The organism is Streptomyces sp. NPDC001822 (genome assembly GCF_042892135.1).
GTDB lineage: Bacteria > Actinomycetota > Actinomycetes > Streptomycetales > Streptomycetaceae > Streptomyces.
Genome location: NZ_JBIATW010000018.1, coordinates 72,888 through 85,461, shown reverse-complemented (window position 1 = coordinate 85,461; position 12,574 = coordinate 72,888). Strand labels below are relative to the sequence as shown.

Here is a 12,574-nt window from a genome sequence, read left to right as displayed (position 1 = left end):
GCGCCCCGCCACCCGGGGGCACCCCGTTTCTTTCGGGGTGCGGTCAGGGCGCGCGCCGCACGAACTCCGCCCCGGAGTCCCGCAGTCGTGCGTGCAGCTGCCCGAACACCTCCGCCGAACGGCCGCCCGGCCAGTCCTCGGGCAGCAGTTCGGCGGGCAGGCCCGGATCCGCGTAGGGCAGCCGGCGCCACGAGTCCAGGGCGCGCAGGTAGTCGCGGTAGGCGTCCTCGGCACCGGGCGCCGTCCCGTCCCCCGACTCCCACGCGCGCAGCACCGGCTCCTGCTGGTCGAGGAAGTCCAGATGCAGGCGGGCGATCGCCTCCAGGTCCCACCAGCGGGCCACCGCCTCCGCCGTCGCGGCGAAGCCCAGGTGTTCGGCGCGGAACAGCTCGACGTACGGGGCGAGTTCGAGGCGGTCCAGGGTGTGCCGGGTCTCCTCGTACAGTCCGGCGGGCGCGATCCACACCCCGGGCGCCGCCGTGCCGAAGCCGAGGTGTCCGAGCCGGGAGCGCAGCAGGTGCCTCTTGTGGCGTTCGGCCTCCGGTACGGAGAAGACCGCGAGCACCCAGCCGTCCCCGGTGACCGGCAGGGCGGGCCGGTAGATCCGCCGGTCACCGTCGTCCAGCAGCTGACGCGCGTCCGCCGACAGCGCGTACCCCGCAGCGCCGTCCGTCGTGCGGGCGGGGACGAGCAGCCCGCGTCGCTTGAGCCGCGAGACGGAGGAGCGTACCGCCGGGGCGTCGACGCCGACCGCGTGCAGGAGCCGGATCAACTCGGACACCGGCAGCGGGGCGTCACCCGGCAGTCGGCCGTAGGCGCCGTACAGGGTGACGATCAGGGAACGGGGAGTGTGCTCGGCCACGCGTTCACTCTAGAGCGGTGCCGCCGCGCAGCCGGAACCGCTGTAGCTTTCCGGTGGGGGTCCTCGGCAGGGCGGGCAGGAACTCGATGGCGCGGGGGCACTTGTGCGGCGCCAGTTCGGCCTTCATGTGCGCGCGCAGGGCGTCGGCGTCCGGCGAGGCCCCCTCACGGGGCACGACGTACGCCGCGACGATCTGGCCGCGCAGCTCGTCCGGGCGGCCCACCACCGCGGCCTCGGCCACGTCGGGGTGGCGCAGAAGGGCCTCCTCGACCTCCGGGCCCGCGATGTTGTACCCGGCCGAGATGATCATGTCGTCCGCTCTGGCGACGTACCTGAAGTAGCCGTCGGGTTCGCGGACGTAGGTGTCGCCGGTGATGTTCCAGCCGTGGCGCACGTACACCCGCTGGCGTTCGTCGGCGAGGTACCGGCAGCCCACCGGACCGCGTACCGCCAGCAGCCCAGGTTCACCGTCGGGCAGTTCCTCACCGTCCTCACCGATCACACGTGCCTGCCAGCCGGGCACCGGGACGCCCGTGGTGCCCGGCCGGATCGCCCCGTCGGCCGCCGAGATGAAGATGTGCAGCAGTTCGGTGGCCCCGATGCCGTTGATGATGCGCAGTCCCGTGCGCTCGTACCAGGCGCTCCAGGTCGCGGCGGGGAGGTTCTCCCCGGCCGAGACGCAGCGTCGCAGCGCGGAGAGGTCGTGGCCGTCGAGCGCGTCCAGCATCACGCGGTACGCGGTCGGGGCCGTGAACAGGATGGAGACCCGGTGGGCGGCGAGCGCGGGCAGCAGCTGTTTGGGACCCGCCTGTTCCAGCAGCAGCGCCGAGGCGCCGGCCCGCAGCGGGAAGATCACCAGTCCGCCGAGCCCGAAGGTGAAACCGAGCGGCGGGCTGCCGGTGAACACGTCGTCGGGTCCGGGCCGAAGGACGTGGCGGGCGAAGGTGTCGGCGACGGCCAGCACGTCGCGGTGCACGTGCATGCAGCCCTTGGGCCGCCCGGTGGTGCCGGAGGTGAAGGCGATGAGGGCGACGTCGTCGGCGGCGGTGTCCACCGCCCGGTAGGGGCCCGGCCGGGCGGCCGCGAGCCGCGTGAGGTCGTCGGCGGAGCCGCCCCCGTACGTCGTGACGCGGAGTCCGGGCACCTGTGCGGCGGTCAGGTCGTCCACCGACCTGGCGTCGCACAGCGCGTGGCTGACGCGGGCGATGGAACAGATCGTGGCGAGCTCGGACGCCCGCTGCTGGGCCAGCACCGTGACGGCGACCGCGCCGGCCTTCATCACGGCGAGCCAGCAGGCCGCCAGCCAAGGGGTGGTGGGGCCGCGCAGCAGCACGCGGTTGCCGGGGACGACGCCCAGATCGTGGGTCAGCACCTGGGCGATCCGGTCCACCCGGTCCAGCAGCTCCCCGTAGCTCCAGGAGCCGCCGTCCGCGCTCCGGAAGGCCGGGCGGTCGGGGCCGAGCCGCTGCACGGTGCGGTCGAGCAGTTCGTGACCGCAGTTCAGGCGGTCCGGATAGGCCAGTTCGGGGAGTTCGAAGACCAGCTCGGGCCATTGCCCGGCGGGTGGGAGATGGTCGCGCGCGAAGGTGTCGGTGTGCGCGCTCGCGGTACCTGACGGCTTCATGAAGCATCGCCCCCTTGTCGCCCTTGGAGCGTATCGTTTGGGTGACGGTAGTCAACGGTCCGCGATAAGTCGTGACAAGAGAGGCGCCGAAATATGACGGCATTCTCCCTCGATCCCGGTCGAGCCGCCTGGTGCGACGAGCTGTACACCCTTGCCCGGGAACAGCTGAGACCCCTCGCCGACAAGGGCGAGCCGGGTCATGTGAACCGTCCGCTCGTCGCCGCACTCGGCGGCCACGGCCTCCTGGACCGGCTCCTCGCCTCCGGCGCGCTCGACCTCTGCCTGATGCGCGAGTCGCTCGCCCGCGGCTGCACCGAGGCCGAGACCGCCCTGGCTCTCCAGGGGCTCGGCTCAGGCCCGGTCCGACGGGCGGGCACCCCCGCCCAGCGGGCGCGCTGGCTCCCCGAGGTGAAAGCGGGCCGCGCCGTCGCCGCCTTCGCGCTGAGCGAGCCGGGCGCCGGCTCGGACGCGGCGGCACTCGCGCTGGAGGCCCGGCCCGCACCCGGCGGGGAGGGATGGCGGCTCACCGGGGAGAAGTGCTGGATCTCCAACGCCCCCGAGGCCGACTTCTACACCGTCTTCGCCCGGACCGGTGAAGGCGCCGGAGCCCGCGGGGTCACCGCGTTCCTCGTCCCCGCGGACCGCCCCGGACTCACCGGCGAAGCCCTCGACATGCTCTCCCCGCACCCGATCGGTTCGCTGGACTTCGACGGCGTACCCGTGGGCGCCGACGACGTGCTCGGGGAGCCCGGCCGCGGATTCCGGGTCGCCATGGACACCCTGAACCTCTTCCGGCCGAGCGTCGGAGCGTTCGCCGTCGGCATGGCCCGCGCCGCCCTCGACGCCACCCTGGAGCACACGGCGGACCGCGAGGCCTTCGGCGCACCGCTCAAGGACCTGCAGGCCGTCTCGCACCAGGTGGCCGAGATGGCCACGCGCACCGAGGCGGCCCGGCTCCTGGTGTACGCGGCGGCCGCCGCGCACGACGCCGGCGAGTCCGGCGTCCCCATGCGCGCCGCCATGGCCAAGCTGTTCGCCACCGAGACCGCGCAGTACGTCGTCGACACGGCGGTCCAGCTGCACGGGGCGAAGGCGCTGCGACGGGGTCACCTGCTCGAACACCTCTACCGGGAGGTCCGCGCGCCCCGGATCTACGAGGGCGCCACCGAGGTCCAGCGCACCATCATCGCCAAGGAGCTGTACGCGACCCAGGAGGCGCCCGCATGAATCCCCTCAGCCGGATCAACCCGGCGGAACTCTCACCGCCCACCGGCTTCTCGCACGCGGTCACCGCCACCGGAGGGCGGCTCGTCTTCCTGGCCGGCCAGACCTCGCTGGACGGTGACGGAAAGGTGGTCGGTGCCACCCTGCCCGAGCAGTTCGAGACGGCACTGGGCAACCTCCTCACCGCACTGCGCGCCGCCGGAGGTTCCCCGGCGGCCCTGGCTCGCGTCACCGTGTACGCCACCGACGTCGGCGACTACCGCGCCCACGCCCCCGAACTGGGCCGGATCTGGCGGAGGCTGGCGGGGCGCGACTACCCGGCCATGGCGGTCATCGGGGTGGCCAGGCTGTGGGACGAGCAGGCCGTGGTCGAGCTGGACGGCATCGCCGTGCTGGACTGACCGGGGGAGGCGGTCCGGCGGGCGGCGAGCCGGCCGGGCGTGCGCCGGGGCGGAGGTCGTCCAGCGGTTGCCGCAGGCCGTCCGGGTAGCGGCGTCACGCCTCCGGGGCGAGCCTGGAGGCGTACGGATATCCGCCCCCCGGAGGTCCGGTGTGACCGGCGAACAGCCCCCGCCCCCCGCCACTCGTCCGAATGACGGTGACGGCATCACCGTGCGCTACGAGGTGCATCCGTGTCCGCGTGCAGCGGAGCGCACCCGGGGGACGCGGACCGTCCTCGACGCCGGTCGCGGGCGGTGGAGTGCGCCCGCTCCGGCGGAGGAGGCCGTCGGCCCAGTCCGCCGCGCTCCCCGAGACCACCGCACCGACGGGATGCCGGACGAGGTCCCCGACGCCCCCACCGTCCCCCACTGCGGGCGGGCCGGACGCCGCCCTCGTACCGGTGGTCCGCGCACGCGCGGCGCGCCGGACGGGTGAACGGTGCCTGGGGATATATCTGTATTCGGTGCCCTTTGTTCAGCGTGTGCCCCTTGATACTCCGGTCCCCCACCCGTGATCGCGCTCATCGTCTGCCACTTCGCGCTCGCCGCCTTCGCGAGTCCGCTGGTGCGGCGGACGGGCAGACGCGCGTTCCTCGTCCTCGCGCTGCCGCCCGCCGCCACCACCGTCTGGGCGGCCACCGAATGGGGTGACGCGGCCGCCGGGGGAGCGGTCACCTGGAGCTGGGAGTGGATCCCGGCGTACGACGTCTCGCTCGCGCTGCGCCTCGACGCCCTCGCCGAACTCATGGTGCTGCTGGCCGCCGGCATCGGCACACTCGTCCTGCTCTACTGCGCGGCCTACTTCACCGACGACTCACCCCGGCTCGCCTCCTTCGCGGGCAACCTCCTGGCGTTCACGGGCGCGATGCTCGCCCTCGTGCTCGCGGACGACCTGATCTCCCTCTACGTGTTCTGGGAACTGACCACGGTCTTCTCCTACCTCCTGATCGGCCACGGCAGCGAGCGCAAGCACAACCGCAGGTCCGCCCTCCAGGCGCTCACCGTCACCACACTCGGCGGCCTGGCCATGCTGGTCGGCTTCCTGATCATCGGTCAGGCAGCGGGCACCTACCGCATCTCCGCGATCGTCGCCGATCCCCCCGACACCACCCTCGCCGTGTCGGTCGCGGTCGCCCTCGTGCTGCTCGGGGCCCTCTCGAAGTCCGCCATCTGGCCGTTCAGCCTCTGGCTGCCGAACGCCATGGCCGCACCCACCCCCGTCAGCGCCTACCTGCACGCCGCCGCCATGGTGAAGGCCGGCATCTACCTCGTGGCACGTCTCGCCCCCGGCTTCGCCGACGTCCCGCTCTGGCGGCCCGTGGTCCTCGTGCTGGGCGGGGCGACCATGCTGCTCGGCGGATGGCGGGCGCTGCGCCTGCACGACCTGAAGATCGTGCTGGCGTACGGCACGGTCAGCCAGCTCGGCTTCCTCGTCCTGCTCGCGGGGGCGGGCAACCGCGACGCCGCACTCGCCGCAGTCGCCATGATCCTGGCCCACGCCCTTTTCAAGGCCGCCCTGTTCCTCGTCACCGGCATCATCGACCACTCCGCCGGCACCCGGGACCTGCGCAGGCTCTCCGGTCTAGGGCGCTCGATGCCGCTGGTGTGCGCGACGGCCGTCCTCGCCGCCGCGTCGATGGCGGCCCTGCCGCCGTTCCTCGGCTTCGCCGCGAAGGAGGCCGCCTTCGACGCGCTGCTGCGCGGTGACACCCTCGACCGCTGGATGCTGGCGGTCACCGTGGCCGGCTCGGTGCTGACCGTCGCCTACACGCTGCGCTTCGTCTGGGGAGCCTTCGCGCGCAAGCCCGGCGTCGCGGACACCCCCGTACACCGGGCCGGCGCCGCCTTCCTCGCCCCGCCCGCCCTGCTCGCCGCCGCCTGCCTGGTGCTCGGTCCCGGCGTCGGCTGGACCGACCCCCTGCTGAGCGCCTACGCCGACGTGTTCCCGGCCCCAGCCCACCCCTACCACCTGGCGCTCTGGCACGGCTTCGGGACGGTCCTGCTCCTGTCGGCCGTGGCCTGGGCGGCGGGTGCCGTCCTCTTCGCCGGACGGACCACCGTCAACCGGATCTCCCGGCGGGTCGCCTGGCCCACCGCCGACAGCGTCTTCGGCCACCTCCTGCTCGGCCTGGAGCGCCTCGCACTCCAGGTCACCGGCTTCGTCCAGCGTGGTTCGCTCTCGGTCTACCTCGCCACCACCCTGCTCGTGATGCTGGCCGGGCAGCTGGCGGTCCTGTTCACGGACCGTCCCTGGGACGACGCGGTCGCACCCCGGGCGTGGGACAGCCCGCTCCAGGCCGCCATGGCGGCACTGACCTGTGCGGCGGCCCTGTGCTGTCTCACCGTCAGCCGCCGCATGAAGGGGGTGGTGCTGGCCGGGCTCACCGGTTACGGTGCCGCGCTGCTCTTCGTCGTCCAGGGGGCACCCGACCTCGCACTCACCCAGTTCTGCGTCGAGACCGTGTCGATGATCGTGTTCGTGCTCGTCCTGCGCCGGATGCCCGTGCACTTCCAGGAGTCCGTCAGCCCCTGGCGGCGTGCGGTGCGCGTCCCCGTGGCCCTGGGGGCCGCGGCGACGCTGGGGGTCTCCCTGTGGGTGGTGGCCTCCGCCCGTGTCGCGCCCTCGGCCGGATCGGCGATGGTCGAGGAGACCGCCGACCACGGCCTGAAGGACGTCGTGGCCACGATCCTGGTCGACCTGCGGGCCTGGGACACGATGGGGGAGTCCGCGGTGCTTGCCGCCGCCGCGATCGGGGTGACCAGCCTCATCTACCTGCACCGGCGTGGTGAGACCTCCATGAGCAGGGACGAACTGCGCGGGGACACCGCCTGGTCGCTCCACACCACCCCGCTCACCGGCCTGCCGCAGGGAGACGACACGGCCCCCGAACGCGGCTGGCTGGCCGCCGGGGACACCCTCGCGCCCGAACACCGCTCCGTCGTCTTCGAGGTGGTCGCCCGGCTGCTCTTCCATCCGATCCTGGTGCTCTCGCTGTACCTGCTGTTCTGCGCCGAGAACATGCCGGGCGGCGGCTTCGTCGGCGGCCTCGTCGCGGGGCTCGCCCTGATCACCCGCTACCTGGCCGGGGGCCGCTTCGAGCTCGCGGAGGCCGCACCGCTCCAGCCGGGGCTGTTCACCGGACTCGGCCTCTTCCTCTCGACCGGGGTCGCCCTGGGCGGTCTCGTCGACGGCACGGTCTTCCACGCCTTCGTCCACCACGGCCACCTGCCGGTCCTCGGCGACTACCACATCGGTACCCAGGTCGTCTTCGACTGCGGTGTCTACCTCCTGGTCCTGGGCGTGGTCCTGGACATCGTGCGCGCACTGGGCGCGAAGGTCGACCGGCAGATCGAACGGGCGGCGGGCGCGCTCGCCCCCGCGCCGGACACCGGGACCGGAGGCGCGGGCCGATGACCGTCAGCGTCTCGCTGCTCCTCACCGCCGTCGTCCTGTGCGCGGTCGGCGGCGTCCTCATGCTCACCCGGCCCCTGACCCGCATCCTGCTCGGCGCGGTGATCGCGGGCAACGGCATCAACCTCCTGGTGCTCTCGGCGACCGGTTCGGCGGGCGAGGCACCGCTCCTCTACGGGGTCGCGCTGCGCCGGGTCACGGACCCGCTCCCCCAGGCGATCGCCCTGACCGCCATCGTCATCACCCTCGCGACCACCGCGTTCCTGCTGGCCATGGCGTATCGCAGTCATCAGCTGACCGGCACCGACGAGGTCCACGACGACCTGGAGGACCGGCGCATCGTGCTGCGTGCCGAAGTGCGGGGCGAGTGGGCCGAACTCCGCGACGAGTACCGCTCGGAGTCCGACCGCACTCCGGAGGACCGCGCGCGCTACCGCGAGGAGCGCGGCCGGCTCAGGGCCAGACTCCGGGCCGACCGCGCCCTGCAGGCCAGGGGCCGGGACGCCACGGGGGATCTGTGGCACGACGTCGTCGGGGCGGACCCGGAGGACTACCCCGGCGGGACGGCCCGGGCGGCACGGCCCTCCGCTCCCGATCCCTCCGACCCCGACCGAGGAGACGCCGGATGAACGCGCTCGTCCCGCTGCCGGTGCTGCTGCCGCTCTGCGCCACCGGGCTCAGCCTCGCGTTCGGGACCCGGCTCGCCAGGTTCCAGCGCTTCATCAGCGTCGCCGTGCTCACGGCCGTACTCGGCCTCTCGTTCGCGCTGATGATCGCGGCGGACCGGCAGGGTCCCCTCCACGTCGACCTCGGCGACTTCGCGCCGCCGCTCGGCATCACCCTGGTGGCCGACCGGCTGTCCGGGCTGATGCTCACGGTGTCGTCGGCCGTCACCCTCGCCGTCCTGGTCTACTCGCTCGGCCAGGGCATGTCGGACCGCGACAAGGAGACTCCGGTCGCCGTCTTCCACCCCGCCTACCTCATCCTGGTCGCCGGGGTGTCCTGTACGTTCCTCGCCGGTGATCTCGTCAACCTCTACGTCGCGTTCGAGATCATGCTCGTCGCCAGCTTCGTCCTGCTGACCCTCGGCGGTACCGGTCCGCGGATCCGGGCGGGCTCCACCTACGTCATCATCTCGCTGTTCTCGTCGATGCTGTTCCTGACGGCCATCGCCATGACCTACGCGGCGACCGGCACCGCCAACTTCGCCCAGCTGGCCGCGCGGCTGCCCGAACTCCCCCTGGGCGTCCAGACCCTGATCCAGGCGATGCTGCTGACCGTCTTCGCCGTCAAGGCCGCGGTGTTCCCGGTCGCGGCCTGGCTCCCCGACTCCTATCCCACGGCTCCCGCGCCCGTCACCGCCGTCTTCGCGGGCCTGCTGACCAAGGTGGGGGTCTACTGCATGCTCCGGACGGAGACGCTGCTCTTCCCGGGCAACCGGCTCGGTGACCTGCTGCTGGCCGTGGCGCTCGTCTCGATGATCGTGGGCATCCTGGGGGCCGTCGCGCAGACGGACCTGAAGCGGCTGCTGTCCTTCACCCTCATCAGCCACATCGGCTACATGGTCTTCGGCATCGGCCTCGCCACCCGGGCGGGGTACAGCGGGGCGATCTTCTACGTCGTGCACCACATCACCGTGCAGACCACGCTCTTCCTCGTGGCCGGGCTCATCGAACGCCGCGGCGGCACCAACGAACTCACCCGCATCGGCGGGCTCGCCAGGGCCGCCCCCGTGCTCGCGGTCCTCTTCTTCGTCCCCGCGATGAACCTCGCCGGCATCCCGCCGCTGTCCGGCTTCATCGGCAAACTCGGCCTGATGCGGGCCGGTGTGGCCGACGGCGGCGCTTGGGCCTGGATCCTCGTCGCCGGGGCGACCGTGACGAGCCTCCTCACCCTGTACGTGATGGCCAAGGTCTGGAACCTGGCCTTCTGGCGCGCCGAGCCCCCCGACCAGGCCGCCTACGGCACGGTGCTCGAGGACGCCGACGACACCGGTGACGACGACGCCGACCTCGGCCCCGACCGGATGCCGGGCACCGGGGACGAAGGGGTCGCGGGGCTTCCCCTCCCGGCCGGGCAGACCATCACGGCGAGCCTGCACGGGCGTGCGGTGACCACGACGACCAAACCGCCCCCCGCCATGACCGCTGCCACCGCCGCGGCCGTCGCGCTCGGCCTCGCGTTCACCGTGCTGGCCGGCCCACTGACCACCTTCACCGACCGCGCCGCCGCCGAACTCCTCGCACGCACGCCCTACACGCAGGAGGTGCTCGGACCGTGAGGCGATTGATCACCCTGTCCCGAGGGAATCCCGAACTTCCCCCGTTCAGCGTCGAGTTCGCCGGGCGACGGCGGCGAGTGCTGGACCTTCCGCTGATCGCGTGGCTCACCCTGATCTGGGTGCTCCTGTGGTCCACGCTGAACTGGGCCAACGTCCTCATCGGAGCCGTCGTGGCGGTCGTCGTCTGCCTCGCCTTCCCGCTGCCCCAGGTCGATCTCGGACTGCGGCTCCACCCCTGGGGCATCCTGCTGCTCGCCGGGTACCTGCTCTACGACATGTACACCTCCGGCGTGAAGGTCACCCGGCAGATCTTCTCGGGGCGCCCGCACCGGCCCGCCGTGATCGCGGTACCGCTGCGCTGCCGCAGCGACCTGATGCTCGCCGCGACGGCCGTCACGGTTTCCAACGTGCCGGGCGGCGCCGTCATCGAGGTGCGACGGGCCACCGCCACGCTGTTCCTGCACGTCCTCGACGCGGACCGGCCGGAGGAACTGGCCGCCGCACGGCATTCGGTCTGGCGGCTGGAACGTCTGACGGTGCGGGCGTTCGGCACGCGTGACGAGATCCGGAGGGTGGCCGGACCGCCGCCGGGCCACGGGTCGTCCGACGCCGTGGAGGACGACATGGAGGAGGGGACGTGAGCGCGCCCGAGACCGTCGACCGGGTCCTGCTGACCGCGGCCGTCGTGGTGCTGGTGATGGCGGGAGCGCTGATGTTCTACCGGGTCTGGCGCGGTCCCTCGATGCTGGACCGGGCCATCGCGCTCGACGTGATCGCGGCCCTGATCATCGCCGGCCTCGGCGCGAAGTCGGCCCTGGCACGCGACCCGTTCTACTTCCCGGTCATGCTCGTGCTCGCCTTCCTCGGTTTCACCGGATCGGTGGGCATCGCCCGCTTCATCGCCGTGCGCGACCGGCCGCCCTCGCGGCCGGCGCCCGGCCGGCACGCCGACGAGGAGGGCACCGGATGAGTGCCTGGGTGCAGATCAGCGACACCCTCGGGGCCGCCCTCGTGTTCGTCGGCGCGGCGATCTGCCTGCTCGGTGTCGTCGGGATGCTGAAGCTTCCCGACGTGCTCTCGCGCAGCCACGCCGCGACCAAGCCGCAGACCCTGGGTCTGCTGCTGGTGCTGGCCGGTGTGGCGCTGCGGCTGCGCAGCGGCATGGACCTCGCGACGCTGGTCCTCATCGGCTTCTTCCAGCTGATGACGGGTCCGGTCGCCGCGCACCTGGTGGCGCGGTCCGCCTACCGCACCGGCCAGATCGAGCACGCCGAGCTGTTGCGCGACGACCTGGACCGGCAGCTGACGGAGCGTGCTCCGGACCGGGGTCCAGGACCGGAGCACGGCGCGGGGGAGCGCTGAGCCGGGCGGGCTGCCCGCGCCGCAGGGGTCTCGCACGTCCGGAGTCCTGAACTGCGGCGTACCCGCGCCTCCCGGGCCGTCCGTCTGCCATGATGCAGCGACTGCTGTGGCCGTCGCTGGGGGGCGTATGGAAAGCACGGGTACGGTGCTGCGCGAATTGCGCGGCGCACAGAAGACGTCCAAGGGCGTCTCTCTCTATTCGCGGTACCTGAACCGGCCGACCGGGCGGGTGCTCGCCGCCGGCGCGTACCGCATAGGACTGACACCCAATCAAGTCACCCTGGTCAGCGCGGTTTTCACCTTCTCCGCCATCGCAGCGGTGGCGCTGGCGGAGCCGTCCTGGCAGCTCGGGTTCCTCGTCTGGGCGGGCCTGGCGGCCGGTTTCGCCTTCGACTCGGCGGACGGGCAGCTCGCCCGGCTGACCGGACGGGGCGGCCCCGACGGCGAATGGCTGGACCATGTCGTCGACTGCGCCAAGATGATCCTGGTCCACACCGCCGTGCTGATCTCCTTCCACCGGTTCGCCTCGCTGCCGGGGGACGGGTGGCTGCTGCTGCCGCTCGGCTTCCTGTTCGTCGCCGTGCTGACCTTCTGTGCCGGGCTGCTGCGGGAGCAGCTGGGGAAGGCGGCGGCCCGCACCGCACCGGTGGCCGCCGGTCCCGCGGCGCCGGTGTCCCCGGTGCGGGCCGTGGCGCTGCTGCCCGCCGACTACGGCGTGTTCTGCCTGGTCTTCCTGCTGCTCGGCGCGCCCTCTGCCTTCCGTGCCGGGTACGCCCTGCTCGCGGCCGTACACGCCGTGTTCCTGGTGGCGTTCCTGGCCAAGTGGTTCAGGGAGCTGAGAGCGCTCCGGGCCGGCTGACGAGCACGTCCAGCGCCCGGCGCAGCTGGGTGCTGGACGTGTGCACCGTGTACGGGAAGTAGACGACCTCCACCCCGACCTCGGCGAAGTCCCGCTCCAGGCGCTCACCCTTCTCCGTGCCGCGCCAGTCGTCGCCCTTGAAGATGACGTCGAAACGGACCTGCTGCCAGGTCTCGACCTTGTCCGGAACCGTCTCCACGAACGCCGCATCCACATGGCGCACGCTGCGCACGATCTCCAGCCGCTCGGGCAGCGGGATCACCGGTCTGTGCCCCTTGGCGAGCGCGGCCATCTCGTCGGAGACGACCCCGGCCACCAGGTAGTCGCACTGGCTGCGGGCGTGCCGCAGGATGTTCAGGTGGCCGACGTGGAACAGGTCGTACACCCCCGGTGCGTAACCGACTCTGTGCTGCACCATCCGTTCTCTCCCCCCACGGTGGAACTGGTTCAACGACCTTACTGTGAAGAACACTTGCGCAACCCGTGAACGGATAAGCTCGAAGGAGAGGC

At 72.5% G+C, this 12,574-nt stretch carries 12 protein-coding genes; 9 read left to right on the top strand and 3 right to left on the bottom strand.

Going from position 1 to position 12,574, the window contains the following annotated elements:
- Positions 1-43: 43 nt before the first annotated feature.
- Positions 44-862, bottom strand: coding sequence for a PaaX family transcriptional regulator C-terminal domain-containing protein (locus tag ACFYY2_RS30810; RefSeq protein WP_388749076.1), 819 nt, complete (start codon positions 860-862; stop codon positions 44-46).
- A 4-nt stretch (positions 863-866) separates the two neighbouring features.
- Positions 867-2,486 (bottom strand): AMP-binding protein, encoded by a 1,620-nt coding sequence (locus tag ACFYY2_RS30805; protein WP_388749074.1) that lies wholly within the window; start codon positions 2,484-2,486, stop codon positions 867-869.
- A 93-nt stretch (positions 2,487-2,579) separates the two neighbouring features.
- Here ACFYY2_RS30805 and ACFYY2_RS30800 point away from each other — a divergent pair, with 93 nt between their 5' ends.
- The 9 genes from ACFYY2_RS30800 (at position 2,580) to ACFYY2_RS30760 (ending at position 12,064) form a co-directional block, all read left to right on the top strand.
- Positions 2,580-3,713 carry an acyl-CoA dehydrogenase family protein gene (locus tag ACFYY2_RS30800; protein WP_388749072.1) on the top strand — a complete coding sequence of 378 codons (1,134 nt, stop codon included), beginning with the start codon at positions 2,580-2,582 and terminating at the stop codon, positions 3,711-3,713.
- The gene (locus ACFYY2_RS30795; protein ID WP_388749070.1) at positions 3,710-4,111 is read left to right on the top strand and encodes a RidA family protein; all 402 of its coding nucleotides are present in this window, start codon (positions 3,710-3,712) and stop codon (positions 4,109-4,111) included. Before ACFYY2_RS30800 ends, ACFYY2_RS30795 begins: the two co-directional genes overlap by 4 nt.
- A gap of 550 nt (positions 4,112-4,661) precedes the next feature.
- Positions 4,662-7,565, top strand: coding sequence for a Na+/H+ antiporter subunit A (locus ACFYY2_RS30790; protein WP_388749068.1), 2,904 nt, complete (start codon positions 4,662-4,664; stop codon positions 7,563-7,565).
- Positions 7,562-8,191, top strand: coding sequence for a Na(+)/H(+) antiporter subunit C (locus tag ACFYY2_RS30785; RefSeq protein ID WP_388749066.1), 630 nt, complete (start codon positions 7,562-7,564; stop codon positions 8,189-8,191). Before ACFYY2_RS30790 ends, ACFYY2_RS30785 begins: the two co-directional genes overlap by 4 nt.
- Complete coding sequence (locus ACFYY2_RS30780; RefSeq protein ID WP_388749064.1) at positions 8,188-9,843, top strand: Na+/H+ antiporter subunit D; 1,656 nt, start codon at positions 8,188-8,190, stop codon at positions 9,841-9,843. The genes ACFYY2_RS30785 and ACFYY2_RS30780 overlap by 4 nt, the downstream gene beginning before the upstream one ends.
- The gene (locus ACFYY2_RS30775; protein ID WP_388749062.1) at positions 9,840-10,484 is read left to right on the top strand and encodes a Na+/H+ antiporter subunit E; all 645 of its coding nucleotides are present in this window, start codon (positions 9,840-9,842) and stop codon (positions 10,482-10,484) included. The genes ACFYY2_RS30780 and ACFYY2_RS30775 overlap by 4 nt, the downstream gene beginning before the upstream one ends.
- Positions 10,481-10,813 (top strand): monovalent cation/H+ antiporter complex subunit F, encoded by a 333-nt coding sequence (locus ACFYY2_RS30770; protein ID WP_388749060.1) that lies wholly within the window; start codon positions 10,481-10,483, stop codon positions 10,811-10,813. Before ACFYY2_RS30775 ends, ACFYY2_RS30770 begins: the two co-directional genes overlap by 4 nt.
- Entirely contained in the window at positions 10,810-11,205 is a 396-nt protein-coding gene (mnhG, locus tag ACFYY2_RS30765; RefSeq protein WP_388749058.1) for a monovalent cation/H(+) antiporter subunit G, read from the top strand. Before ACFYY2_RS30770 ends, mnhG begins: the two co-directional genes overlap by 4 nt.
- A gap of 127 nt (positions 11,206-11,332) precedes the next feature.
- The gene (locus ACFYY2_RS30760) at positions 11,333-12,064 is read left to right on the top strand and encodes a CDP-alcohol phosphatidyltransferase family protein (protein ID WP_388749056.1); all 732 of its coding nucleotides are present in this window, start codon (positions 11,333-11,335) and stop codon (positions 12,062-12,064) included.
- On the opposite strand, the gene ACFYY2_RS30755 is transcribed toward ACFYY2_RS30760, so the two are convergent.
- Positions 12,033-12,482 (bottom strand): adenylyltransferase/cytidyltransferase family protein, encoded by a 450-nt coding sequence (locus ACFYY2_RS30755; protein ID WP_329041341.1) that lies wholly within the window; start codon positions 12,480-12,482, stop codon positions 12,033-12,035. The two genes, ACFYY2_RS30760 and ACFYY2_RS30755, sit on opposite strands and share 32 nt — an antisense overlap.
- Positions 12,483-12,574: the final 92 nt, after the last annotated feature.